Annotated in this window: 25 protein-coding genes; 8 read left to right on the plus strand and 17 right to left on the minus strand. The window is 68.4% G+C overall.

The window, feature by feature from the left end; translation table 11 throughout:
- Positions 1-32 precede the first annotated feature (32 nt).
- From BHE97_RS18745 to BHE97_RS18790, 10 genes are all read right to left on the minus strand, one after another.
- Positions 33-1,022 carry a hypothetical protein gene (locus tag BHE97_RS18745; protein WP_140400267.1) on the minus strand — a complete coding sequence of 330 codons (990 nt, stop codon included), beginning with the start codon at positions 1,020-1,022 and terminating at the stop codon, positions 33-35.
- Positions 1,023-1,088: 66 nt separating this feature from the next.
- Complete coding sequence (locus BHE97_RS18750) at positions 1,089-2,993, minus strand: alkaline phosphatase (RefSeq protein ID WP_087625561.1); 1,905 nt, start codon at positions 2,991-2,993, stop codon at positions 1,089-1,091.
- Positions 2,994-3,115: 122 nt separating this feature from the next.
- Positions 3,116-3,832 carry a TetR/AcrR family transcriptional regulator gene (locus tag BHE97_RS18755; RefSeq protein ID WP_236757791.1) on the minus strand — a complete coding sequence of 239 codons (717 nt, stop codon included), beginning with the start codon at positions 3,830-3,832 and terminating at the stop codon, positions 3,116-3,118.
- Between the two features lie 49 nt (positions 3,833-3,881).
- Entirely contained in the window at positions 3,882-5,390 is a 1,509-nt protein-coding gene (locus BHE97_RS18760; protein ID WP_087625562.1) for a long-chain fatty acid--CoA ligase, read from the minus strand.
- Positions 5,391-5,396: 6 nt separating this feature from the next.
- Positions 5,397-6,365, minus strand: a complete 969-nt coding sequence (locus BHE97_RS18765) for a cyclase family protein (protein ID WP_201791537.1) — start codon at positions 6,363-6,365, stop codon at positions 5,397-5,399.
- A complete protein-coding gene (locus BHE97_RS18770) occupies positions 6,362-7,246 on the minus strand; it encodes an MBL fold metallo-hydrolase (RefSeq protein WP_170931507.1) in 885 nt (294 codons plus the stop codon). Before BHE97_RS18770 ends, BHE97_RS18765 begins: the two co-directional genes overlap by 4 nt.
- A gap of 39 nt (positions 7,247-7,285) precedes the next feature.
- Positions 7,286-8,068, minus strand: a complete 783-nt coding sequence (locus BHE97_RS18775; protein ID WP_087625565.1) for an SDR family NAD(P)-dependent oxidoreductase — start codon at positions 8,066-8,068, stop codon at positions 7,286-7,288.
- Entirely contained in the window at positions 8,065-8,853 is a 789-nt protein-coding gene (locus tag BHE97_RS18780) for an ABC transporter ATP-binding protein (RefSeq protein ID WP_087625566.1), read from the minus strand. Before BHE97_RS18780 ends, BHE97_RS18775 begins: the two co-directional genes overlap by 4 nt.
- 23 nt (positions 8,854-8,876) lie before the next feature.
- Positions 8,877-9,719 carry an ABC transporter permease gene (locus BHE97_RS18785; protein ID WP_236757792.1) on the minus strand — a complete coding sequence of 281 codons (843 nt, stop codon included), beginning with the start codon at positions 9,717-9,719 and terminating at the stop codon, positions 8,877-8,879.
- Positions 9,716-10,708, minus strand: coding sequence for an ABC transporter substrate-binding protein (locus BHE97_RS18790; RefSeq protein WP_087625568.1), 993 nt, complete (start codon positions 10,706-10,708; stop codon positions 9,716-9,718). The genes BHE97_RS18785 and BHE97_RS18790 overlap by 4 nt, the downstream gene beginning before the upstream one ends.
- Before the next feature lie 291 nt (positions 10,709-10,999).
- Here BHE97_RS18790 and truA point away from each other — a divergent pair, with 291 nt between their 5' ends.
- The 4 genes from truA (at position 11,000) to BHE97_RS18810 (ending at position 13,317) form a co-directional block, all read left to right on the plus strand.
- Entirely contained in the window at positions 11,000-11,788 is a 789-nt protein-coding gene (truA, locus tag BHE97_RS18795) for a tRNA pseudouridine(38-40) synthase TruA (protein ID WP_087625583.1), read from the plus strand.
- Positions 11,789-11,796: 8 nt separating this feature from the next.
- On the plus strand, positions 11,797-12,258 hold the full coding sequence (locus tag BHE97_RS18800) for an NUDIX domain-containing protein (protein ID WP_087625569.1): 462 nt from the start codon (positions 11,797-11,799) through the stop codon (positions 12,256-12,258).
- A 3-nt stretch (positions 12,259-12,261) separates the two neighbouring features.
- On the plus strand, positions 12,262-12,624 hold the full coding sequence (locus BHE97_RS18805) for an MmcQ/YjbR family DNA-binding protein (protein ID WP_087625570.1): 363 nt from the start codon (positions 12,262-12,264) through the stop codon (positions 12,622-12,624).
- Positions 12,625-12,729: 105 nt separating this feature from the next.
- Positions 12,730-13,317: a methyltransferase gene (locus BHE97_RS18810; protein ID WP_087625571.1), complete on the plus strand. Its 588-nt coding sequence runs from the start codon at positions 12,730-12,732 to the stop codon at positions 13,315-13,317.
- Positions 13,318-13,482: 165 nt separating this feature from the next.
- Here BHE97_RS18810 and BHE97_RS18815 read toward each other — a convergent pair whose 3' ends face one another.
- Genes BHE97_RS18815 through BHE97_RS18825 form a run of 3 tightly spaced genes read right to left on the minus strand, consistent with a single transcriptional unit; the run spans position 13,483 to position 16,719 of the window.
- The gene (locus BHE97_RS18815) at positions 13,483-15,144 is read right to left on the minus strand and encodes an ABC transporter permease (protein ID WP_087625572.1); all 1,662 of its coding nucleotides are present in this window, start codon (positions 15,142-15,144) and stop codon (positions 13,483-13,485) included.
- Positions 15,141-16,067: an ABC transporter ATP-binding protein gene (locus BHE97_RS18820; protein ID WP_087625573.1), complete on the minus strand. Its 927-nt coding sequence runs from the start codon at positions 16,065-16,067 to the stop codon at positions 15,141-15,143. Before BHE97_RS18820 ends, BHE97_RS18815 begins: the two co-directional genes overlap by 4 nt.
- 10 nt (positions 16,068-16,077) lie before the next feature.
- On the minus strand, positions 16,078-16,719 hold the full coding sequence (locus tag BHE97_RS18825) for a TetR family transcriptional regulator (RefSeq protein ID WP_087625574.1): 642 nt from the start codon (positions 16,717-16,719) through the stop codon (positions 16,078-16,080).
- Positions 16,720-16,963: 244 nt separating this feature from the next.
- On the opposite strand from BHE97_RS18825, the gene BHE97_RS18830 reads away from it, so the two are divergent.
- Both BHE97_RS18830 and BHE97_RS18835 read left to right on the plus strand, forming a co-directional pair.
- Entirely contained in the window at positions 16,964-17,788 is an 825-nt protein-coding gene (locus tag BHE97_RS18830) for an enoyl-CoA hydratase-related protein (protein ID WP_087625575.1), read from the plus strand.
- A gap of 41 nt (positions 17,789-17,829) precedes the next feature.
- Positions 17,830-19,062: an acyl-CoA dehydrogenase family protein gene (locus BHE97_RS18835; RefSeq protein ID WP_087625576.1), complete on the plus strand. Its 1,233-nt coding sequence runs from the start codon at positions 17,830-17,832 to the stop codon at positions 19,060-19,062.
- Between the two features lie 51 nt (positions 19,063-19,113).
- Here BHE97_RS18835 and BHE97_RS18840 read toward each other — a convergent pair whose 3' ends face one another.
- The 4 genes from BHE97_RS18840 to BHE97_RS18855 form a co-directional block, all read right to left on the minus strand.
- Complete coding sequence (locus tag BHE97_RS18840) at positions 19,114-19,737, minus strand: TetR/AcrR family transcriptional regulator (RefSeq protein ID WP_087625584.1); 624 nt, start codon at positions 19,735-19,737, stop codon at positions 19,114-19,116.
- A gap of 75 nt (positions 19,738-19,812) precedes the next feature.
- Positions 19,813-20,583 (minus strand): SDR family oxidoreductase, encoded by a 771-nt coding sequence (locus BHE97_RS18845; protein ID WP_087625577.1) that lies wholly within the window; start codon positions 20,581-20,583, stop codon positions 19,813-19,815.
- 14 nt (positions 20,584-20,597) lie between these two features.
- Positions 20,598-21,668 (minus strand): acyl-CoA dehydrogenase family protein, encoded by a 1,071-nt coding sequence (locus BHE97_RS18850; protein ID WP_087625578.1) that lies wholly within the window; start codon positions 21,666-21,668, stop codon positions 20,598-20,600.
- A 32-nt stretch (positions 21,669-21,700) separates the two neighbouring features.
- Entirely contained in the window at positions 21,701-22,879 is a 1,179-nt protein-coding gene (locus tag BHE97_RS18855) for an acyl-CoA dehydrogenase family protein (RefSeq protein ID WP_087625579.1), read from the minus strand.
- A 118-nt stretch (positions 22,880-22,997) separates the two neighbouring features.
- On the opposite strand from BHE97_RS18855, the gene BHE97_RS18860 reads away from it, so the two are divergent.
- Positions 22,998-23,471, plus strand: a complete 474-nt coding sequence (locus BHE97_RS18860; protein WP_087625580.1) for a MaoC family dehydratase — start codon at positions 22,998-23,000, stop codon at positions 23,469-23,471.
- Between the two features lie 268 nt (positions 23,472-23,739).
- On the plus strand, positions 23,740-25,269 hold the full coding sequence (locus tag BHE97_RS18865; RefSeq protein ID WP_087625581.1) for an ABC transporter substrate-binding protein: 1,530 nt from the start codon (positions 23,740-23,742) through the stop codon (positions 25,267-25,269).
- Positions 25,270-25,396 lie beyond the last annotated feature (127 nt).

Genomic DNA, 25,396 nt, shown 5'->3' on the forward strand with positions numbered 1-25,396 from the left:
ATCGGTGGGGCGCCCCCTTCTCATGATCCGCGTCAGCTGCCGGCAGCGGCCACCGCCGCGTCGATGCGCCGCTGGACCGCGCTCTCGCGCCGGCGCCGGAGCCATACCGCTCCGCCTGCTCCTCCCGTGATCAGGAGGAGCAGGCCGAGCTGCGGAAGGGGCAGCGCCCACGCTCCGTTCGACGAGACCTGCGGCACCAGTTCGGCATCGATCACATCGTCGCCCACGAGGACCGGCCGGGCATCCACGTCGGCCGAGATCCGCACCAGGGGCCAGGCCGCGATCGCGACGGTCCGCTCCTCGACGCCGCCGGGAAGTATCTCGCGGACGGTGTCCTCGGTCTCCCCTCCACCGAGGCCGAAGGGACCGTCGTGGGTGATGTCGGACCGCGTCCCCAGCCGGACGTTGCCGGAGTTCTCCAGCCGATAGGTCACCTCGGCGGTACCGGGGGCGAACGGATTCCAGCCTGAGCGGTAGTCGATATCGACGATCGTGGGTGTCACGGCGGGGGTCACCTCACCCGCGACCCGCAGGTGGCCGCGGACGCCGACCCGGGCGTCGAGGGCGACGGTCGCGTCATCGGCCACGAGCTCGGCGACCACCCCGAAGGGTTGGTCGCCCGGCAGGGCGTCGTCGGGGACCTCCACCCGGACGGGCACGGCCACGGTGTCCTGCGCCTCCACGGCGATCTCGACCGGCTCGTCGCTGTCGGCGAGTCGTACCCAGGTGCCGGGCCCCTCGCCGGACTCGTCGATATCGAATCCGCCGTCGCTGGTCACCCGGCCGTCACCGGCGTAGAGCCGGAAGGTCGCCGGGCCGTCGGAGAAGTTCGTCAACGCGATCTCGTCGGCGATCGTCTCCCCCGGCTCCGCGACGTGCCGCAGGGAGACCCGGGCATCCGGCGCCCCCTCAGCGGCGGGTTCCAGGGACCAGGTCGTCTGACCGGGGGCGTCGGCGGCTGCCGGACCCGTCACCATCGACGACGCGATCGCGAAGACCGCGATCACGAGCATGCGTCTCATCATGTGCTCCTCATGGGGACCGGAAGTGGCCGGCCGTCGCCGGCCGGCCACCTCACAGGGATCGGATCAGTCGACCGGGAAGAGCGACAACCGCAGCTCGCCACGGTAGTCGCCGGTCTTGGTGTCGACCGGGATCTCCAGCTGGACATCGCCACCGAGCTGAGTCGTGCCGTGCCGGCCCGCGCCGCGCGCCGATGCCAGCGTCGCCGCCTCGGCGAGTCCCGGTCCGCCGCTGAGCTGCGAGGCCACGGGCGCGCCCACAGTCACGCCCTGACGCGCCTCGCGCAGCCCCGGCACCCATCCGAGGTGACGCGAGCGGATCAGTCGGTTTCCGTCGGCCAGATCGCCCGCACGGCCGGACAGCGACCAGCCGCCGGCGCCGGCCTGCTCATCGCTGCGCGAGTCGGTGACCGCGACAGTCGGCAGGCTCGCGATGTAACGGAGCCGGTCGCCGGCATTGGACGGCGTGCCCAGATCCACGGCGGCGCCAGTGGGCACCGAGAGCACGAGCTTGCCCGGCGCCGTGCCGCCCTGACCCTCGACCGTAGCCCCCAGCTCGATCCCTTCGCCGCTGACCGCGCCGTCGGTCGTCCAGAGGTCATCGAGGAAGACATTCGCGAGATCGGTGTTGTCGAGATACGCGCCGCGCAGCGGGTCGGTACCGGTCGCGCGGGCCGCGACCGCCTGCTCGCCGGCACCCTTGGCGAAGACCGGCACCAGCTGATTGGTGTGCCCGCCGCTGTGCCAGCTGTGCGCGGGGATCTGGCCCTTGCTGCCCGAGATGGGGGTCCAGTTCGGGTCTGCCCCCGGACCGGCGAGGTAGCCCGTCTCGTGATCGGCCGTGACGATCACGAGGGTCTCGTCCCACGAGGAGTTCTCCTCCACCCAGTCGACGGTGGCCTCGACGGCGCGGTTGAAGTCGATCGTCTCCTCCAACGCGCCGGCGGTCGAGTTGGCGTGACCGGCCCAGTCGATCGCGCCGCCCTCGATCATCGTGAAGAAGCCGTCCTCCTCCTGACCGAGGACGTTGAGCGCCGCGGTCGAGAGCGTGGCGAGATCGGGCACCTCGTTGCGGGGCGCCTCGCCGGGGGCCTCCGCGTCCGCGAGCGCCGAACGATTGAACTGCAGGGTCTCCCCCACCTGCACGGCACCGAAGATCCGCTCCGGGACGTCCTCGCCGGCCGCGATCCGCTCGAAGTCCGCCGTCTCCTCGACGAAGTCGAAGCCCGTCTGTCCAGCGGTCAGACGGTCCCAGTCCGGCTCGGAGACGTAGGTGAAGTCGGGCTCCTCGCGGGGCTCGTGGTCGTCATCGTAGTAGGGATGTCCGGCACCGATCACGACATCGAGGTAGTCCGAGGCGATGTACTCGCTGGTGACCCCGTCCAGATCGTTGCGGTCGGCATTGTGGGCGGCGTAACCGGCCGGTGTGGCATGGCTGAAGGGCACCGAGCTGACGATGCCGGTCGCCTTGCCCAGCTTGTCGGCACGCTCGGTGAGGTTCTCCAGCCGGGTGCCCGCCGGGTCGATCCCGAGTACCCCGTTATTCGTCTTGACGCCGGTGGCGAGCGCCGTCGCGGCCGCTGCCGAGTCGGTGGCGCCGCTCGCGACCCAGTCGAAGGAGCCCCAGGCTCCGGCGGGGTCATAGCCGGCACGGCCGCTGGTCGAGTACGTCGTCGACGCGACCTCGACCGGGAACTCCTCATAGACCTGCGCGGCATCGCCGCCCACGTTCCGCTGCGACCCCGTGGCCGGGTTGACCTCGACCTGGTGACGGGTCGTGCCGTGCTCGTAGGCGCTGGCCAGGTCGACGAAGTCGTAGCCCATGCCGTCACCGATCAACACAATGACGTTCTTGGGCCCGTCGTCCGCCTGCGCCGCAGTGGGCAGGAAGACGACACCGGTCACGGCGAGAGCCGAGACCGCCGCGCTCGCGGCAAGGCGATGCCGCGCACTGCTGGTGTGATGAGACATTCTTCTCCTCGTCGGATGTCAGTCGTGCACCCCTCGGTGCACCTGCCATCCGATCGAGACCATGTGACGCGGCAGCGAGAGCCACATGGCGTGAGCATGAACAACTCGTGCGGTCGGCGGGTTCAGCGCAGATCGTCGGCCGTCACCTGCTCGGCACCCACCCCGAAGGCCATAACCCACAGGTTCAGCACCGTCTCGAGTACGTCGTCGAAGTCCTCGCGGCCCTCGACGGCGAAGCTGTTGTACGCCATCTTGTTGGTCATCGCCGAGAGCGCGTTGACTGTCAGCAGCATGGTCTTCGGGTCGACGTCCCCGTCTCTCTTCTTCCACCGGCGGATGGACTCGGCATTGCGCAGGTGGTTGGCGATCTCCCGCTCACGACGCGACGTGCGAAACTCAGGGTCGATGCCGGCCACCTGCTCGATGAGCAGCATCAGTCGAACATTGTCGCGGTAGAAGGTCAGATACGCCCGCAGACCGTCGCGCAGCGCCTCCACCGGCTCCCGATCGAGCTGTCCCAAGCCGAAGTCCGCCGTGTGCAGCATCTCCTCCTGCGCCTCTTTGAGCACCTCCTTGAGAATCTGCTCCTTGTCGTCGAAATAGGTGTAGAAGGTACCGGCGGAGCTGTCGGCCAGCGCGGTGATGTCCACGATCCGCGACTCGGTGTACCCATCGCGTTCGAAGATCACCCGCGCCGCGGCGACCAGTTCGGCGCGGGTCCGGCGAGCTCGCGCCGACAGCGAGCGGTGATTCGCCGGTCGCTGAGTCATCCGGCGCGGCGAACGAGCACCGCCGTTATCGGTGGGACGTCCCATGGCGTCCATGTTCCCACGTTCCATCGCCCCACACGCTCCTTTCGTCGCAGGCCGGACCCCGAAGGCGACCGGCTCACTCGCGCCCCGCGACGAGGGCCTCGCGGTCGATGGATCGCTTGAGAATCTTGCCGGTGGCGCCCTTCGGCAGCTGATCGACGAAGGAGAAGACCCGCGGCACCTTGTAAGACGACAGATAGTCCTTCGCCCACCGGGTGATCTGCTCGCCGTCGAGGGCCGACCCCGGGGAGCCGACGACGACCGCCGCGACCTCCTCGCCGTAGTAGTCGTCCGGCACGCCGACGACCGCCACCTCAACGATGTCCGGGTGCCGGTACAGCACCTCCTCGACCTCACGCGGGTACACATTGTATCCGCCGCGGATGATCAGATCCTTCGAGCGGTCCACGATGCGCAGATAACCGTCCGCATCGAGGGATCCGAGGTCCCCGGTCCGCAACCAGCCGTCGTCGAGGGCGGCTGCGGTGGCCTCCGGATTGTTCCAGTACCCCTTCATCACGGTCGGACCGGAGAGGAAGACCTCGCCGACCTCACCCTCGTCCGCGAGCGTGCCGTCCGGGCGCCGCACCTGCAGGCTGGTACCCGGCAGCGCCGGACCGACTGTGCCGGCGCGCTGTTCCCGGTTGATGTCGTTGAAGGTCGCCGCCCCCGTGGACTCGGTGAGTCCGTAGCCCTCGAGGATCGCGCACCCGAAGCGGTCAGCGAAACGCTCGATCACCTCGGCCGGCAATGATGCTCCGCCGGACAGGGCCACCCGCATCGATGCGACGTCCCCGGGGGCCAGCTCGGTCGGCGCGTGCAGCATGGCGTTCCACATCGTCGGCACTCCGGCGAGGGCCGTCAGGCGCTCGTCGCGCATCAGGCGGAGCAGGGCATCAGGATCGAAGGGGTGCACCAGTGAGAGCGAGGCCCCTTGTGCGAGGAAGGTGTTCATACACGCTGCCTGGCCGAAGACATGGAAGAGCGGCAGCGCGGTCCCGAGACGGTCCTCGCGCGTGAGGTTGAGGACCGGGCGGAAGGAATCAGCCGTGTCGACGAGATTGGCCGCCGTCAGCTCCGCGCCCTTCGGGCGCCCGGTCGTGCCGGAGGTGTACAGAATGACGACGGTGTCCTCCGGGTCGTGGTCGAAGGCCTCGGTGACCTCTCCGGGGACGGCCGGAGCACCGGCCAACTCAGCGTTCTCACTGAGCACCCAGACCTCGACATCACGCTCGCGGGCAGCGTTCGAGGCGGCCTGGGCGTGCTCGCGCCAGACGATGACGAGATCGGCGCCCGAGTCGTCGAGAACGTAGCCGATCTCATGGGCCGTCGACATCGTGTTCATCGTGACGACGGTGCAGCCCGCCGCGTGCAAACCGTAGTAGACCTCGGGGAACTCCGGGACGGAGGGAGCGATGAGCAGGACGCGACCATGGGGCCGTCGGCCGGATGCCTCGATCGCGCCGGCCACGCGCCGATTGGCCGTCCGGAGCTGTCCGTAGGTGACCTCGCGGGGCGAGCGCAGCGCTACCTGCTCCGGCGACGATCGCGCGATCTCCCAGACGCGTCCGGTGATATTGACCATGGCCTTTCACCTGATCGCTTGCGGATTGGCCGGGCTGCCGACGGCCCCGGTCACGGGCAGCGGCGGAGCCACGAAGAGGAAGTCGTACACACCGTCACCAGCGCAACGTTCGGCCAGCTCGTCGAGGGCGAAGATCTCTCCGACGAAGAGCCCCATGTTCGGCACCATCACCTGGTGCAGCGGCTGGAAGGAGCCCTCCAGCTCGTTCGGCCTGACCTCCACACCCCACGTGTCGGTGGCGATCGCCGCGATCTCCGTCCGATACAGCCAATCGGCCGTGTCGAAGGAGAGACCCGGCGCGTCACCGCCGGCGTAGTCGCCCCAGCCGTCCCTTCGGCGCGCTCCGAGGAAACCGGTGCGCACCAGGACGATGTCCCCCTGTCCGATGTCCGAGCTCTCTCCCTGCGCGTCGATGCACTCGAGCAGCAGCCGCTCGGTGACCGCGAAGCCCGGGTCGAGGGACTCCACGCCGCAGTGCCGCGCGATGTCGAGCAATACGCCACGAGAGACGAAGCCGTCGGCCACCTGCTCGATGCCGTTGCGCCGCGCGCCGTCGAGTCCGGTCACGTCCGTCGCCGGATACCCGTTCCACATCAGACCGCGGTCGAAGATATGCGACAGGCCGTCCCACTGGGTGCCGCACTGCAGCGGCATGGTGATCGTGTCGTCGGCGGCGCCGAAGCCGTGCGGGAGGAAGTCTTGGACGCCCGCGGCGACATCCGTCCCGGTGAAGGTCATCGTGTGCAGGGGGTTGACACGGCCGAGCTCACCGGTCTGCGGGCCCGTGGCGTCGAAGGGCAGCGCCAGCGACACGACGTCGCCGTGATGGACCAGCCGCGACGCCTCGAGCACCTTCTCGGCGGTGATGAAGTTGAGCGTCCCGCGTTGGTCGTCCGTCCCCCAGCGTCCCCAGTTGCGGTACTTCTCGGCAGCCGCATGAACGATCTGGGCGGTGTGGCTGCCCGGCCGGCTCACTTGACGAAGTCCCAGTCGTGGGACGGCTTCGGCGCCAAGCCGGTGTCATAGGCGACGGCGACCGGGCCCCGTTCGTCGATGCGCTGCGCGCCGCGGCGGCGCCACTCCTCGATGCGCGCCGGATCCTGTCGTCCGGGCATCATCGTGGGCGGTAGAGCCTGTTCGACCGACAGTTCCGCGGGCTTCATGCCGGCCAGGCCGAAGGAGAGCGTCTTAAGGTACTCCACCTCGCCGTCCGCGAGGACGCGGAAGGGCGCGTCGTGGCCGGGGTAGATGAGGTCCGCCTTCTCGATGACCCGTTCGATGGAGGCGGTGGCCTCCTTCTCGTTCCAGAAGACCAGGGGGTTGATCCTGGTCTTGGCGACGGAGGCCAGGTGGAAGGCATCGGAGGTCAGGATCGCCAGGCCCTCGTCGGTCTCGACGGTCGCGCCGATGCTGCCGACGGTGTGGCCCGTCATCTCCATGACGTGCACGCCGGGGATGATCTCGTGCCCGTCCCCCACCTCCTGGATCCTGAGCTGTTCGAGCACATAGCCCGTCCACGACGGGGTCGCCCAGTCGTCGACGGCCGGATCGTGGGCGTACTTGCGTTCCTCGCCGTGCATCAACATGGTCGCGTTGATGAACAGGTCGATGTTCTGCATGTGGTCCCAGTGGGCGTGCGTACTCAGCACGTAGTCGATGTCGAGCGTGCTCAGACCGAGTCGGGCCAGCGAGTCGACCAGGAGGAGACGGCGGCCACAGTGGGCGGTGTCGACGACGATGCGGCGCAGAACGCCGTCGCGGTCTTCGCCCTCGATCAGCGCCACGGCGCAGAACGCGACCTGCCCCTGGTCGGAGACGGCGGGGATGCCGTCCAGCAGCTGGGTGATCTTCGGCATGGTGGTTCTCCTCTGCGATGTTGGTGTTGGGGTGGTCATTCAGTTCATGACGAAGCCGGCGGCGACCGTGACGTCGATCCCCGTGATGCCGGCAGCCTGGTCCGAGAGCAGGAAGGTCACCGCGGCGGCGACCTCGTCGGGTTCGACGAATCGGTGGAGCGCCGACTGACTGGTGAGTCGTTCGCGGATCGCCTGCTGGGGCTGGCCGAGCGCCTCGGCCTGCTTCTCCACCACCCAGTCGAGTCGTTCACCCGCCACCCCGCCGGGAGAAACGAGGTTGACGCGCACTCCCCGCGGACCCGCATCGGCCGCGGCGGTCTTCGTCAGCCCGATGAGGGCGGCCTTGCTCGCCGTGTAGGCGGACCGGTGCAGCAGCGGGTTCTTGCCGGAGATCGAGCCGATGTTGACCACCGACCCGGCACCAGCGTCGAGCATCGGGGGCAGGAAGGCGCGGCACATGAGAAAGACACCGCGCAGATTGACCGCGATGCACTCATCCCACTCCCCATCCTCGATCTCCCACAGCGGACGCGAGGGACCGGCGATGCCGCTGTTGTTGACCAGACCGCGGACGGTGCGGCCTTGGTCGGCGAGATGACGGCGCAGGTCCTCGATCTGGTCGGCATCGGTGACGTCGAGGGGATGGATCGAGGCGGCCCCTCCGTTCGTCTCGATCTGCTCGGCGGTAGCCTCGAGACCCTCCTTGGCCCGGCTGGCGAGGACCACATGCCACCCGTGCTGTGCGGCGTCCACGGCGATCGAACGGCCGATCCCTCCACTGGCTCCGGTGACGATGACGGTGCGGTCGTGGATATCATTCATGCGGGGACCTCTTCTGTGGTATGTCCGAGGAGATCGCGCAGGGAGCTCTCGAGCTCGTCGAAGCGCCGATCCTCGGTCATGGCGCGGGTGCGATCGGCCCCGAAGGGGCTGTCGAACTCGGCGATGATGGTGCCTGGACGGGCGGACATCACCAGGATCTTGTCACCGAGGTAGATCGCCTCTCGGATGTCGTGGGTGATGAACACGGTGCTGCTGGAGACCATGTGCATGAGCCGGACCAGCTCGTCCTGCATGAGCTCCTTGGTCAGCGCGTCCAGGGCGCCGAAGGGCTCGTCCATGAGCGTCAGCGGCGCGCGCACCGCGAAGGCGCGCGCGAGGTTGACGCGCTGCTGCATGCCACCGGAGATCTGGTGCGGATGGTGGTCCTCATAGCCGGCCAGGCCGACCGCCTCGATGGCCTCCAGCGCCCGCCGCCGGATCTCCTTCTTCGGGACCTGCCGCCGGGACTCCAGGCCGAACTCGACATTGCCGAGCACGGTCCGCCAGGGCAGCAGCGAGGCATGTTGGAAGACCACCGCCGAGTGATCGTCCGGTCCGTCGACCAGGTCGCCGTCGACCGTGATGGAGCCACCGGCAAAGGGGGTCAGACCGGCGACACAGCTCAGGATGGTGCTCTTGCCGCAGCCGGAGGGACCGATGATCACGACGCACGATCCGCGTTCGACCGTGAAGCCGGCACCGGAGATCACTTCCACCGGTCTCTTGCTGGTCCGGCTCGGGAATGACACGACGAGGTCATCCACGCGGACGATGGGGTCGGCCATGGTCGTCTCCTTTCTATCGGGGTTCAGGCGGTGCGCCAGCGGTCGAGCTTGGACTCGACCTTGCGCAGTGCGGAGGACAGGATGAGTGCCGCGGCCGCGAAGATCACGGCGCCGAGCAGCGCCTCGCCGGTGCGGAGCATCAGGCCGGCCTGGAAGATGAGTCCGCCGATCCCGGTGTTGCCCAGGAAGTACTCCGCGACGACCACGCCGAGGAGGCCCTGCATCATGCCCTGTTTGATGCCCGATGCCACCGCGGGGATCGCCCCGGGGAGGGCGATCTTGAGCAGCACGTCGCGGTTCGTGGCACCGAAGCTCTGTGCCATCCGCAGGTGGTCGCGGTCGATCGCCCGCACCCCGGAGGCCACGTTGATGATGATCGGGAAGACGGCGATCAGGATCACGACCACCAGCTGGCCGAGGAATCCCGGGCCGAACCAGACCGCGATCAACGGCAGGAAGGCGATGCGCGGGCTGGCATAGAGGATCGAGATCCACGGGTCGAGGACCGCGTCGATCCGCTGATACCAGCCGCACAGGGTGCCGATGATGAGCCCGGCGGCCAGCGAGATGCCGAAGCCGACGAGAAACAGGCGGAGCGTCGAGCCCATGGCCGGCAGCAGGGTGCCGTTGGACAGCAGGTCGACTGCGCTGCGGACCACGCCCGAGGGGGAACTCGCGATCAGCGGATCGACCCAGCCGAGACGGCTGGCGATCTCCCAGAGGGCGATGACGCCGACCAGCCCGGCCCCTCCGAGAAGAATCCGGCTGCGCGCGGGCAGCGCGGTGCGTGAGGCCGTCTTGCGGGGGCGGCGCCCCCGGCCGGCCCCGGTCGCCGCCGGCGACTGCTCGATGGTCACCACGCTCACCGCTCGAGTGCCTGCTCGACATAGGTCGGATCGATCACGACCGAGGCGCCGAAGTCGTCGGTCGCCCAGTCGTTGCCCTCATTGCGAAGCATCCTCATCGAGGCCTGCATCTGCTCCTCCGACACCGGCATCAGGGTGTCGGTGGAGTGGTCCATGAAGTCCTGATAGGCGGCATCGAGGGCACCGGGCTCGGTGATACCGGTCATCGCGCTGATCGATTCCTTGGTTTCCTCGGGATTCTCGGCCATGAAGTCGAGGGCGGCCTGAAGGCCCGCCAGGAAGGAGACCGCGGCATCTGGATTCTCCTCGAGCCAGTCGGTGTTCACGCTGACACCGGCGCCGACGAAAGGCGTACCGTCGTAGTAGTCGAAGAGCTCCACCGAGCCGTCGACCTCCGACAGCAGTCGCTCCGCGGTGATCCGGTCGAGGACAGCACCGTCGACCGTGCCTGCGGCGAAGGCTCCAGCGAGTGCGGGCACTGTTCCGAGCGAGACCGATTGATAGTCATCCAGGGAGAGACCGGCGTCGATCAACGCGTCATTCGCGATGACCGACAGCGTGAGTCCGGGTTGCACAATGCCCAGCGACCGGCCCTTCATGTCCTCGAGGGACTCCACACCGTTGCGGCCGATGAAAAGGGTGTTCATCCCCTCGGTCCAGGTGCCGGCCCACGCGAGAGCCGCGCCGCCGTGGGCGATGTTCTCGGTCATGGGCGCGGTGTTGAGGTACATCTGCACGCGCCCGCTCGAGGCGAGCGTGACGCCCACAGTAGAGTCGCCTCCCTCGACCGAGACGTCGATGTCATCGGGGAACAGATCGTGGTCGTCCGCCACCTGGATCAGCGAGTATCCGGCCAACGGCGAGGTGTAGTAAACACTGATCGGCGTGGGAGCCGAATCGCCCTCGGCGGGATCATCCGATCCGCAGGCCGCGAGACCCATCGAGAGGACGAGCGCGGCGCCGGCAGCGGTGAATTTCTTGAGAGACATGGCCACTCCAAGGACTATGAACTAGATCACGTTGTCAAACGGTGATGTGACCATACTCATATCTGAATCTTGTTTCAACTACACACCATAGAAGATCTTAAAAATCAAGAGTCTTCGCCAAAATATTCTCACTGTTCTCTCTTTTCGCTGAAATTCCGCGATAAATTCGATGGTGGCGGAGCTTCCCCGTCCACTGTGCAGCCCCGAGGACCAGGAGAAAACCCACCCAAACGACCATCCGGCGAACACTGCGACGCTGAACGGGCCGGCCCCTAGGATGGTGCAGTGCGGATGCGGATCGACCTGGCCTACGACGGAACCGACTTCAGAGGGTGGGCCGCCCAGCCCGGCCTGCGCACCGTGCAGGGTGAGTTGGAGCAAGCTCTGACCACGGTGCTGCGGCTTCCCCACCCGCCGACCGTCACCTGCGCGGGACGCACCGACGCGGGAGTGCACGCACGGGGGCAGGTGGCCCATGTCGATCTCGACTCCCACCCCGGCGTGGTCGAGCGGCGGCTGCGCCGGATCGTCCCCGCGGACATCCGCATCAAGTCCGTGACCGCCGCCCCCCAACACTTCGATGCGCGGTTCGCTGCCCTCGAACGTCGCTACGTGTACCGCATGACCGATCACCAGGCGGGACCCGATCCGCTCGCCCGCGGCATGATCGTCGCGCACCCCCGCCCGCTCGCGGTCGACCTCATGAACGCCGCCGCCCAGCGCCTGCTCGGCGAGCACGACTTCGCCGCCTTCTGCAAGCAACGCGAAGGGGCCACCACCATTCGCACGCTGTTGGACCTGCGGACGGTCCGCGGCGGGGAGACGCTGGCGACCACCGTGCGCGCCGATGCCTTCTGCCATTCGATGGTGCGGTCGCTCATGGGCTGCCTCGTCGCCGTCGGGGATCGCCGCTACCCGCCCGAGTTCGCCGCCGAGATCCTCGCGGCGGGCCGGCGCGACCCCCGCGTGAAGGTGATGCCCGCCCACGGCCTCGTCCTCGAAGAGGTGCGATATCCCGAGCCCGAGGGTCTCGCCGAACGCGTCGTGCAGGCGCGCCAGCGCCGCGACGGGCAGCCCTGAGGACCGCCATGACCATCGAGAGCGCCGGCCTGCTGCTCTATCGCCGCCATGAGGGCGCGGCCGAGGTACTGCTCGGCCACATGGGCGGTCCCTTCTGGGCACGCAAGGATCTCGGCGCGTGGTCGATCCCCAAGGGTGAGATCGAGCCGGGTGAGGAGCCCCTGGACTGCGCCCTGCGGGAGTTCACCGAGGAGCTCGGCCTGCCGGCCCCGCACGGCCCGTACACGGAGCTCGGCACGATCCGACAGTCCCGCAAGATCGTGCACGTCTGGGCGGTCGAGCACGATCTCGACCCGTCCACGATCGAGCCCGGCACCTTCACGATGACCTGGCCGCCGAAGTCCGGTCGGGAGCAGGACTTCCCGGAGATCGAACGCGTCGCCTGGTTCTCCCCTGACGAGGCCTACGAGCGCATCGTCGCCGGGCAACGCGAGTTGCTCGACCGCTGGGCGCAGTCGGTGCCACACTGAGCCATGACCTGGGACGAGATCGTCGCCTACCTGCTGGAGTTCCCCTCGACCGAGCTCACGACCACCTGGAACATGCCGGCGGTGAAGGCCGGAGGTGTGCTGGTGGCCTGGTGGCGCGATGCCCCGGACAGTCCCGACTCGGTGGCGTTCAAGGTCGCTCCCGATGAGCTCGAGGCCCTGCTGGGCGATCCCGATGCCCCGTACTACACGATCGAGCACTTCCGGAAGTTCGGCACGAATGCTGTGCTCGTTCGCCCGGGAGAGGCCGATGCCGACGAACTGCGCGAACTCTTGACCGATGCCTGGCTGACCGTCGCCAAACCGCGAGTCCGCAAAGCCTGGCTCGAGGAACACGGAACTCACTGAACGTCGGGCCGGGGGCGGTGAGCCGTCAACCACCGGCCGCATCCCGGCGTGGTTGACCACGCACCGCCCCGGGTGCCCGAGCGCGCCACGGCCTAGGCTGGGACGGTGGGTGAGCAGTACTTCGAGGCCGAGCCGTCGTCGGCGGCCGAGGAACGCGAGACGACCGTCTGCGTCTGGGGTACCGAACGCCGGTACACGACCTCCGGCGGCGTGTTCTCGCACGGATCCCTGGACAAAGCGACCGGCCTGCTGCTCCGCCACAGCACTCCCCCGCGCCCGCCGGCGACCGTGCTCGACCTCGGCTGCGGCTGGGGCCCGATCGCCTGTTCGCTGGCCGGCGAGGGGCTCGACGTCTGGGCCGTGGACATCAACGAGCGCGCCATCGACCTGACTCGCCGGAATGCCGAGCGCCACGGCCTCGCGATCAACGCCTGCCGGCCCGACGAGGTTCCCGCGAACCTGACCTTCGACGCGATCTGGTCCAATCCACCGATCCGCATCGGCAAGGAAGCCCTGCACGAGCTCCTCCTCACCTGGCTGCCTCGGTTGTCCCACTCCGGTGAGGCCCGACTCGTCGTGGGCCGGAACCTCGGCGCCGACTCACTGCAGCGGTGGCTGGAGCAGCAGGGATTCCCCACCCGCCGCGAGGCGAGCGCGAAGGGTTTCCGCATCCTCTCGGTCACTCATCCGTGACCTGACCGCTGTCCCTCCCGCAGTGCTGCCACAGGGCAAGATCTCCGCGAATGGCGTCACCACACTGATCTCACGGAGGACACTGACAACCGAGGCCAGACACCCATCCGTCCCACCAGAGAACCGAGGGATCAGAGGAGAGGCGACCCCACCTCCCCGCGCTCCCTACGCCGTGGTCAGGTCCCGTCGCCCGAAGGCGAGCGTGCCGACGCCGGCAAGCACCACAGCCAGCACCACCAACACCCCGACGCCGCCCCAGGAGACCACACCCGCCGGGTACTGACCGGCGTGCTGGAAGGGCGAGGTGTCCAGCAGCCGCTGGCCGAACTCGAGCATCTCACCGAAGAGACTCAGCACGGCCCCATAGCCGAAGACCGCCCAGGTCAGTCCCAGTAGGCGTGGTGCCAGCCCGTAGAGAGCGGTAGCGAGGCCCAGGAGGAACCATGCCGCTCCGACGTGCACCGCGTGTCCGAGCAGCGTCGGGCCGATCAGGCTCGCGTCACCGACCGTCACGGCGGCGCCGATCCCCTCCCCCAGCCCGGCGAGCGCGAGGAGCCACAGGGCGCCGAGCGCCGTGACCGTGACCCACCACAGCAGCCATGCCGGCCGTCCCACCGACGCCGCGAGCACCGGCTCGGCCCGGAAACCCTGCTCCTCCGCGCGCAGGCTCTGCACCGAGAGGATCGCGTAGACCGCGATGATGACCGCGAAGTAGAGCCCCATGAAACCGAGATAGCCCTCGACGATGCCGTCGGCTCCGCCCATCACCCGCACGATCTCCTCGGGCATGCCGCCGATCCCCTCGTTCATCGACTGGGTGAAGGCGCCGAAGATGAGCCCGGCGACGAGGATCGCTGCCGACCAGCCGATCAGGCTCGGTCGCTGCAACCGGAAGGCGAGCCCGAACGAGCTGCGCAACCAGACCGCGGCGTGCGCCGAGCCGAGCCGGTCGGCGAAGATTCCCCCGGCGAGGTCCCGGCGCGACTCCAGCCGGAAGGCGACGGCGACGAGGACGACGAAGCCGGCGACCGACAGCAGCAGCGGCCACCAGCGATCGAGAGTGAAGGGCGCGGTCTGCTGTGACCAGCCGAGCGGGGAGAGCCAGGAGAGCCCGGAGAGCCCGCCGTCCTGGACCTTCGACATGTCGCCGAGCCCCCGGAGCACGAAGGCTGCGCCCAGCACTACGCCGGCGAGGCCCGAGCAGGCCCGCGAGAACGATGACAGCTGCGCGGTGACCGCGGCGACGCCGGCGAAGACGAGACCGACGGCGCCGAAGCTGAAGCCCAGCAGGACGGACCCGGCGACATCCGGGCGCGGATCGATTGCCGCTCCGGCCACCACCACGGACGTTAGGAGCGACACCAGCAGGCTCATCAGGACCGCGACGATCAGCGCCGCGGCCAGCTGCGCATGTCGGCCGGCCGCATTCGCCCGGACCAGCTCGGCCCGGCCGGTCTGCTCCTCCACGCGGGTGTGCCGCGCGACGGTCAGGATGCTCATGAGCGCCGCGCCGAGCATGATGTACAGGCCGTACATCCCGGCCAGCACGCGCGGCACGGTGATGTCATCGAAGCCGTATCCCGGTCCGCCGATGAGCGCCATGACCGGGTTGGCGAGCATCGCCGCCAGGCTCTCGAGTCCCTCGGCGTCCATCACCGCCCCGATCGCATTGGCGAAGTAGGCCATGAGCGCCGTCACGCCCAGCACCCAGGCGGGGAGCCGGATGCGGTCGCGGCGGAGCATGAACCGCAGCAGGGTGCCGGTGCCGGCCAGCGCTCCCGGCTGTCGATCGCTGGGAGCCGAGAGGGGATTCGCCGTCGCGGTCATACTCCGGCCTCCTCCAGCTCGTCGCCGTAGTGCCGCAGCAGCAGCTGCTCCAGGGTCGGCGGGGTCGCTGTCAGCGCGCGGACGTCGTGGGCGGCCAGCTCCCGCATCAGCTGCGGCAGCCTGGCGGTGTCGACGCTGAAGTGGGTCTGGCCTCCTTCCTCGACCAGATCGTGCACGCCGGGCTCGTCTGCGAGGCGGTCGATCGGCTCGCCGGTGACGACGGTGACGCTGGTGCGCGAGAGGTGCCGCATCTCCTCCAACGTGCCGGTCTCGACGATCTTCCCCTTGCGGATGATCGAGAGGCGGTCGGCCAGCGCCTCGACCTGGGCGAGGATGTGGCTGGATAGCAGCACGGTGCGGCCCTCGTCCTTCGCCTCGTTGATGCAGCGCTGGAACACCGCCTCCATGAGCGGGTCCAGGCCCGCCGTGGGCTCGTCCAGTAGCAGGAGTTCCACGTCGGAGGCCAGCGCCGAGATGAGCGCGACCTTCTGGCGGTTCCCCTTGGAGTAGGTGCGGCCCTTCTTGCGCGGGTCGAGGTCGAAGCGTTCGATCAGCTCGTCGCGCTTGGCTGTGTCGACCCCGCCGCGGAGCCGGGCGAACAGGTCGATCGCCTCGCCGCCGGTCAGGTTCGGCCACAGCTCGACGTCGCCGGGCACATAGGCGAGGCGCCGATGCAAGGCCACCGCGTCGCGCCACGGGTCGCCGCCGAGCAGCCGTGCGGTGCCGGAGCCGTGGCGCAGGATGCCGAGCAACACGCGGATCGTCGTGGACTTGCCCGCTCCGTTCGGGCCGAGGAAGCCGTGCACCTCACCGTGCCCGACCCGCAGATCCAGGCCGTCGAGGGCCAGGACCTTGCCGAAGCGCTTGGTGACGCCGTCGAGCTCGATGGCGGCCGGGCTCCCGGCCGAGGCTGTGCTGGTCATCTTGAACCTTTCAGCTGGGGTCGCGTTCATGTCGGGCCGCGGTCTCCTCCGAAGAACCCTCCCGTTGCCGGAGGTACCCGTCGAGCAGCGTGTCGTCGGTCAGGAGGCCCTGGGTGTAGAGCTCGAGGCCGGGCAACGCGGCCACGTCGATATAGCGGTCGTAGGCATCGTCGGCGTCACCGGCCAGGGCGTGTTGCAGGACCATGGCGCCGAGCTTCATCAGCACCAGGAACCGGGCGCGGGCGGGCGGATCGATGCTCGGCTTGAACATTCCCTTCGCCACGCCGGCCTCGAGGTATTCCAGGGTGCTCGCGGTGAGCCGGTCGATGAGGAGGCTCGCCGGCCCGTCGCCTGAGCGCAGCACCTGGAGGAAGTAACGGACGAAGGGACGGTAGTCCTCGATCGCGGCCAGCTGGTCCAGCAGCGTGGCGGTCTTCTCGCCCGCGCCCACCTGTTCGGCCTGGAGCTCCTGCAAGTGCCCCATAGCGTGGTCGTCGCAGGCCCGGCGCAACCCCTCCTTGGAACCGAAGTGATGGCGGATGAGGCCAAGGGAGACGCCTGCCTCTTCGGCGATGGCCCGCAGACCGACGCCGAAACCCTCGCGGCCGAAGAGCTCGATCGCGGTGTCGCGGATCCTCGCCGCTGCCGTCATATCCTCACGGGCTATACGCACGTATAATACGTTACACGATCGTATAGTCCTCATTCATCGCCCCATCGAGTTCACGACGGCGATGCACTGTGACGGCCACGGTCGCCGCCACCCATCATCTTCAGTCCCGAGGGCGATGCCACCGCGCTGGACAGTCGCACTGGAGCCGTCTTGACCGATGCCGCGTCGAACGACTACCGTCAAAGTTGAACTTGAACTCATCTTATTTTTTGAAGGCAGGCCGATGGAGCAGGAGCCGCACGTCCTCAACGAGATCGCTGATGGTGTCGGGACGATCACCCTCAACCGCCCCGATCGGCGCAATGCCCTCTCCGTGGAGATGATCGAGGGTCTCGCCTCGACCCTCGAGGCCATGGCCGCCTCGTCCGAGGTCGGTGCCGTCGTCATCCGGGGCGCGGGCCGGGCCTTCTGCTCCGGTGGCGATGTCCGCGACTTCGACGAGCGCGGAGGCGAGGGCAATGGCGCCGAGCACGTCGACCCCGACGCGATCCGGGCGCAGCAAGAGCACCAGCGACGCACCGTGGGCGCCCTCCACCGCTTTCCCAAGCCGGTGCTCGCCTCGATCGGCGGTGCAGCAGCGGGAGCCGGCCTGGGTCTGGCGCTCGCGGCCGACCTTCGCATCGGCACCCCGCGCAGCGTCTTCGCGACCGCCTTCGCCGGGGTCGGGTTGGCCGGGGACTTCGGCGCCGCCTGGTTGCTGCATCACCTGCTCGGACCCGCCAAAGCCCGCGAGCTGATGTTCCTCTCCCCCCGCCTGCGCGGCGAGGAGGCGCTCGGACTCGGACTGCTCAACTGGCTCGTCGAGGAGGACGACCTCGATGAGCGGACCGCGGAGCTCGCGCGACAGCTCGCCGAAGGCCCCTCGCACGCATTGGAGGGCATGAAGCTCAACCTGCTCCAAGCTCCACTGGTGGATCTGGACGCCTCGATGGACGCCGAGGTGCCCCGCCACAAGCAGACCGGTCTCACCGCCGATCACATCGCCGCCGTGCGCGCCTTCGTCGACAAGCAGACGCCGACCTTTCCCCGAGGCTGGCACACCTCCTGACCCCGAGCCGGCGAAGATCGCCGGCGACCGAGAGGAACACCATGGAATTCACCTTCTCCGAGCGCAGCCGCGAGTACCAGGAGAAGCTGCTCGCCTTCATGGACGAGCACGTCTACCCCTCCGAGAGCGTCTATCACACGCAGATGGCCGAGTCGGGCAATCCGAACTTCCACCCGCCGGTGCTCGAGGAGCTCAAGGCCGAGGCCCGCTCGCGTGGCCTGTGGAACCTCTTCCACCCCCACCAGAACGAGGAGTGGGGTTCGCCCGGTCTCAGCAATCTCGACTACGCCCCGCTCGCGGAGATCATGGGCCGGAGCCCGCATCTGGCCCCCGAGGCCTGCAACTGCAATGCCCCCGACACCGGCAACATGGAGGTGCTCCAGCTCTTCGGCACCGATGAGCACAAGGAGAAGTACCTCAAGCCCCTCCTGGCGGGCGAGATGGCCTCCGCCTTCTGCATGACCGAGCCGGCCGTCGCCAGCTCCGATGCCACCAATGTCCAGCTCTCGATGACCCGCGACGGAGACGAGTACGTGCTCAACGGGCGCAAGTGGTTCGCCTCGAATGCGCTGCACGCGAACTGCCGGGTCCTCATCGTCATGGGCAAGACCGATCCGCAGGCGGCAACCCATCGCCAGCAGTCGATGATGGTGGTGCCGCTCGACACCCCCGGCGTCACCATCGTCCGGGGTCTCCCGGTCTTCGGCTATCAGGACCGCGAGGGCCATGCCGAGATCCTCTTCGAGGACGTGCGGGTGCCGACGAATGCGCTCCTGGCCGGCGAGGGCGACGGCTTCATGATCAGCCAGGCGCGCCTCGGGCCGGGGCGGATCCACCACTGCATGCGCTCGATCGGCATGGCCGAGCGCGCACTGGACCTGATGATCAGCCGCGCGCAGGAACGCGTCACCTTCGGCGAGCCGGTGGCCAACCGTTCCAATATCCAGGACTGGATCGCCGAGGCCCGCATCGACATCGAGATGATCCGGCTGCTGACCCTCAAGACCGCCTGGCTGATGGACACCGTCGGGAACCAGAAGGCGCGGACCGAGATCGCCGCCATCAAGGTGGCCGGTCCGCAGGTCGCGCTCAAGATCATCGACCGCGCGATCCAGGTGCACGGTGGAGCCGGCGTGACCGATGATGTGCCGCTTGCGGGCTTCTACGCCCACCAGCGCACGCTGCGCATCGCCGACGGACCAGACGAGGTCCACAAGCGCACCATCGCCCGGGGCGAGCTCAAGCGCATGCGCGAGAGCGTCGCGCAGGGCTGAACCGGTCGAGAGCCGGCCGGCGGGAGGATCCTCCCCGCCGACCGGCTTCTTCTATGTCCCAGGGTTCAGACGCAGCGCATTGCACCACAGCCGGGTGCACGTGTCGACGAGGTGATCGCCCTCGGGGATCTCGTGCAGCACGAAGGCGCTGAAGGCCATCCGGCTGACCATGCTCGACAACGCCCACGACGCCACCAGCGGGTCGAGATCACGATCGACGAGTCCGCGTTCCTGCAGGTCGGCGATCCCTCGGGCGTTGCGTTCCACGAAGGCGCGCGCACGCTCCTGGCGCACCTGACGCACCCGCGGATCGACATTCGCGACCTGCTCCATCAGCTGCATGAGCTTCGCATTGCGCCGGTAGCTCTCGAAATAGCTGCGGTTGCTGGCCGCGATGACCGCGGCCGGATCGTCGTCCTCGTTGACCCGTGCCACCCCGGGATGGAGCATCTCGTTCTTCGTCATCTCCATGACGGCGGCGAAGATCTCCTCCTTGCCGGTGAAATAGGTGTAGAAGGAGCCGGTCGAGCATCGGGCCTCGGCCGTGATGTCCGTCAGCCGGGCGTCCAGATAGCCGTCGCGCTCGAAGACCACCCGAGCGGCGTCGATGAGGGCCTGCCGGGTCCGTGCACCGCGCGGGGTCACCGGGCTCCGTCGGTTGTCGTCGTCAGCCACCGGTACCTCCTCGCTCGCCACGCCCGTCCGGCCTCGCACCGCACCCATCTTGCCCGAGCGCCCCCTGCGGCGGGATCAGCGGGCGTGCGTGACCCCGCCGTCGACGATCAGCGTCGAGCCGACGACATAGTCGCCGGCCCGCGAGGCCAAGTAGATGGCGGCTCCCGCCATGTCCTCGGACGTGCCGATCCGTCCCGAGGGAACGCCGGCCACGACCTCGTCGGCGTGATCGCGGGCATCCCGGTTCATCCGCGAGGCGAAGGCGCCCGGCGCGATCGCCGAGACGATGATGCCGTCCTCGGCCAGCCGCACGGCCATCCGGCGTGTCAGCTGGATGACCGCCGCCTTGGAGGCGTGATAGGAGTACGTCTCCTGGGGGTTGAGCGAGATGCCGTCGATCGAGGCGATATTGATGACCTTGGCCAGATGATCCCCGCTGCGCCGGGCGAACAGCGGGGCGAGCGCCTGGGTCAGGAAGAAGGGGGTCTTGACGTTCAGATCCATGACCTTGTCCCAGCCGGACTCGGGGAACTCCGCGAAGGGCGCGCCCCAGGCGGCGCCCGCATTGTTCACCAGGATGTCGAGCGCGTCCTCGTGCTCGCCGTAGCGGGCGACGAGATCGGCGATGCCCTCGGTGGTCGAGATATCGCCGGGCAAGGCCACGCAGTGGCCCAGCTCCGACAGCTCCTGGGCGGTGGCCTCACATTCGTCGGCCTTGCGAGCGGTGATGTAGACGCGCACGCCGCTACGCACATAGCCCTCGGCGATCATCCTGCCGATGCCGCGCGAACCGCCGGTGACGATGGCGGTGCGTCCGGTCAGCGAGAACAGGGTGTCCAGGTCCATGGGTACTCCTCGGGTCAGGCGGGCAGGTCGACGAGCTCGGCCAGATCGGCGCGATGGGCGGCGGGCGTGCCGAGGGCCAGCTGATCGGCCTTGGCCCGCTTGAGATACAGGTGCACGGGGTGCTCCCAGGTCATGCCGATGCCACCGTGCAGTTGCAGTGCCTCCTCGGCGGCGCGGATGGCGATATCGGAGCAGTAGGCCTGGGCGAGGGCCTGGGCCGTCGCGGCGTCCGCATCGCCGCGGGCCCGCGTGTCGGCGGCGTAACGCGCCACCGCCCCGGCTTGGGTGACCTCGAGGAAGAGATCCGCCAGCCGGTGCTTGATCGCCTGGAAGGAGCCGATAGGCCGGGCGAACTGGATACGCGTCTTGACGTAGTCCACGGTCGTCTCGAGGCACCAGGCCGCGATGCCGTACTGCTCGCTGGCCAGCAACGCCTGTCCGCAGGAGAGCGCCTCGTTGACCGCCTGGGTGGCACTCGCCCCGCCGAGGAGGAGCCGGCCGTCGCCATTCGTCCGGACCGCCGCCAGTTGGCGGCTCATGTCGAGTGAGGTCAGCGCGGTCATCTCGACCTCGTCGCGGGAGTAGCCCCGCAATTCCAGCTCGTTGTCGCCCGCCAACGGCACGACGAAGAGATCGGCATCGAGGGCCCCCGCGACCGGAGCGATGTCCGCGCCCGGCACTCCGGCCTGCCACGCGCCGGCTCTGGCACTCCACGGAAGCACGAGCACGGCGGTGGCGTCACCCGTCGCCAACGACGGCAGAAAGGTCTCGTCACCGGCGGCTGCGAGAGCCGTCGTAGCGATGACCGCGCTGGTCAGGAACGGCACGGGCGCGACCGCGCGGCCGATCTCCTCGAGCACGACCGCCGCCTCCCGTGCGCTCGCGCCGGCGCCGCCGTGGTCCTCGCCGATCAGGAGGCCCGCAAGTCCCAGGTCGCGGGCGAGCGGAGCCCAGGCGGCCGAGCTGCCTGCGGACGGGTCGTCGTAGAGCCTGGCAGTCGCCTCCTGCGGAGCATGGCGTCTCAGTGCGGCCCGGACGCTGTCGCGCAGCGACAGCTCGACATCGGAGTACAGCAGATCGCTCATGCCGACGCCTCTCTGCCTAGACCGAGATTTGCTCATCGCGGCACCTCGTTGAAGGGGACGCCCTTGTCGGGGCGGTGTTCGGCGGGCAGGCCGAGCACCCGCTCAGCGATGACGTTCCGCATGATCTCGCTGGTGCCGCCCTCGATGGAGTTGCCTTTGGCGCGTAGATAACGGAAGCCCGGCCCACGCCCGAGAAAGGATGCGGAGGCCGAGCGGACCATCGTCCAGTCGTCGTACAGCAGGCCGGCATCGGGATCGAGTTCGAGGGCGAAGCCGGTGATGGCCTGGGCCTGCTGGGCGAAGGCCAGCTTCATCGCCGAGCTCTCCGGCCCGGGCTGGCCGGCCGCCATCTGTTGCCGCAACCGCTCACCGGCGATACGCGTGACCTCGGCCTCCACCCACCAATGCAGGAGCTCCTCATGGGCCGCGGCGGTGCGGAGCTCGGGCTCCTCGCGCCAGCGGCGCGCGACGAGGCCGATCTGGCCAGCCTCCCGATCGGCCCCGGCACCGATCGCGACGCGTTCGTTGTTGAGGGTCGTCGTGGCGACCTTCCAACCCTCGCCGACGGCACCGATCCGATCGGCATCGGGCACCCGGACGCCGCTCAGGAAGACCTCGTTGAACTCGGCCTCACCGGTGATCTGGCGCAGCGGACGGACGTCCAGGCCGGGATCGGACATGTCCACGACGAAGTAGCTGAGGCCGGCGTGCTTCGGCACGTGCGCATCGGTGCGGGCCACCAGGATCGCGCGCTGTGCGTTGTGAGCGCCAGAGGTCCAGACCTTCTGTCCGTTGACGACCCAGGTGTCGCCGTCAAGCACGGCGCGGGTGGCGACCGCGGCGAGATCCGATCCCGCCCCGGGCTCGGAGAACAGCTGACACCAGATCTCCTCGCAGGTGAACAGCGGGCGCAGATAGCGGTGCTGCTGCTCCTCCGTGCCGAAGGCGAGCAGGGTGGGGGCAGCCATACCCAGGCCGATCCCGTTGCGGGAGACATCGGGTGCCGGCGCTCCGGCCTCCACGAGACGCTCCTCCACGACGGCGTTGAGCTCACGCGGCAGTCCCAGACCGCCGAGGCCTTCGGGGAAGTGCACCCAGGCGAGCCCGGCGTCGAAGCGTGCGCCGAGGAACTCCTCGGTGGACAGCCGTCCTGGATCGTGCTGGAACAGCAGATCGTCGACCCGCTCTATCACGTCGCGCGCGTTGTCCACTCAGAACACCTCTCCTCGGGTGACGGAAGGCCTGTCGCGGCGCAGACCGCCGCGATCGAGTGTGACGTGGCTCGCCACCTATGTCAAACTTGAACTCACATTCAATATAGGAGCATCCATGACCACTCCCCTACGGCCCACCACCATCGCCGAGCTGGAAGCCCTCGTCGGGTCCGAACTCGGTCCGTCCACCTGGCACACGCTCACCCAGGACGAGATCGACCGATTCGCCGATGTCACCGGCGACCATCAGTGGATCCACGTCGACCCCGATCGCGCTGCGACGGGCCCCTTCGGCAGCACCATCGGGCATGGCCTGTTCACGTTGTCGCTCGGGCCCGCGATGATGGAGGAGCTGATGGCCTTCGACGGCTTCCTGCACAGCCTCAACTACGGTTACGACAAGGTGCGCTTCCCCCACCCCCGCCCGGTCGGCAGCCGCGTGCGGATGCGGGCGACCGTCACCCGGGTCGATCGCGCCGGCGAGGACGCGGCGCAGATCGTCACCACCCAGCTCTTCGAGGCCGAGGGCATCGACAAGCCGATCTGCGTCGCCGAGTCCATCGGGCGGTTCACCGAGCACCCGAGTTGAGTCGACATCCCCCACCGCACCGACCTCACCACCCCCTGTCGCCCGACGCGATCCCTCATGATCGCGTCGGGCGATCTGCATTCCTCTGGCCGCATGGCCTAGGGCCAGCACCAGACGACCACCCTCCCGAGATATTCGACGAATGACTATTGCGACCCACGTCACACTCCATTACATTGACGTCAATGTAAACACTGTCACCTGCCCATTCCCCGCGCCAGCGGTGGCGGCCCCGGAGTGACTCGTGACATCTGAGAGGACAAGGACCATGAAGAGATTCAGTCGGCGGCACGGCGCCGTCGCCTTGCTGTCGGTGGCCGCCCTCACCCTCTCCGCATGCGGCGGAGGCGGAGACGAGGCGCTGTCGTCGGAGGACACCATCATCGTGACCCTCGGCGGGGACCCCATGACGATGAGCCCCTTCGACCTGCGCGCCGGGGTGAACCTCTACGGCAGCAGTCAGATGTACGAGCGACTGCTCGCCCGCGACAGCGAAGGCGAGATCATCCCGTGGCTCGCCGAGGACTGGGAGACCAGCGAGGACGGACGCAGCTACACATTCCACCTCCGCGACGACGTCACCTTCCACAATGGCGAGCCGATGACCGCGGCCGATGTGAAGTTCAGCTACGAGCGCTACACGGACCCGGACATCTCCGCCTTCGCCTGGATGCTCGGCGATCTGGAGACCATCGACACCCCCGACGACCACACCGTGATCCTCACCTTCACCGAGCCGAAGCCGCTGCTGATCAGCTCCCTCGGCGCCACCTTCATCGTCCCGGCCTCGCTCGCCGACGAGCCGGCCGACTTCCTGGACACCCAGGCGATCGGTACCGGACCCTTCCAGATGACCGACCGACAGCCCGGACAGGGCTTCGACCTTGAGCGCTTCGAGGACTACTGGGGCGAGCCCGCCGGGTTCTCCGCGATCGACGTGCAGATCAACCCCGACGCCAACGCGCGGGTCTCGGCACTGCGCAGCGGACAGTCGGACTTCATCGTCCCCGTCCCCGCGCAGAACATCGATCAGCTGGAATCGGAGTTCAACGTCGTTACGGCCAATGACTCCAATAGCGTCGGCATCGCCTTCAACCTCGATGACCCGGAGGTCGCGGGCGTCGTCTCCGATCCGAAGGTCCGCAAGGCCCTCGACCTGGCCATCGACCGCCAGGCGGTCGTCGACAGCGCCCTGAACGGCAACGGGATCGTCCACGGCGGCATCGGCCCGCAGAGCCCCGGCAGCGACGAGGTCGAGGCCACCGAGTACGACCCCGACGAGGCCAAGCGCCTTATCTCCGAAGCCGGAGCCGAAGGCGAGCCGGTGTCGCTCTATGTGCCGAAGAACGGACGCGTCACCAATTCCGAGCAGGTCGGCCAGGCCGTCGCCGCCTACTGGGACGAGGCCGGGGTCGCCACCGATCTGCGCATCGTCTCCTATGAGGAGTGGATCGACCGGCTGACCGGTCCCGCACAGACCTACCTGACGTTCATGGGCGATGAGATCGCCGGCAGCCCGATCGTGCGGTTCCGCCATTTCTACTCCTGCGACGGCGGTGCCTCGCAGATCTGCGACGAGGGACTCGACAACCTGGTCACCGATGCCCTGGCGGCCCCGACCCTCGACGACGCCACGGCGGCGAATGTCGCGGCCTTCGACTATCTGAACGAGAACGCGCTCGGGATCTCGATGTACGTCCAGGAAGGCGCCTTCGCGATGCAGGAGAACATCTGCTGGGAACCCACCCCCGGTGTGTCGATCCCGATCCTCGCGACATTGCAGCCCTGCGGCGACTGAGTCACATGAGCCGATCTGATCTCGAGAACTGTAAGGAAGACCTGACGTGCGCGCTGTACTGATTCGGCTCGGGTACGGACTGGTCGCCGCTTGGGGCGCCGTCACCCTGGTGTTCTTCTTGAGCAGG

This window comes from Aeromicrobium sp. PE09-221 (genome assembly GCF_002174305.1).
GTDB lineage: Bacteria > Actinomycetota > Actinomycetes > Propionibacteriales > Nocardioidaceae > Aeromicrobium.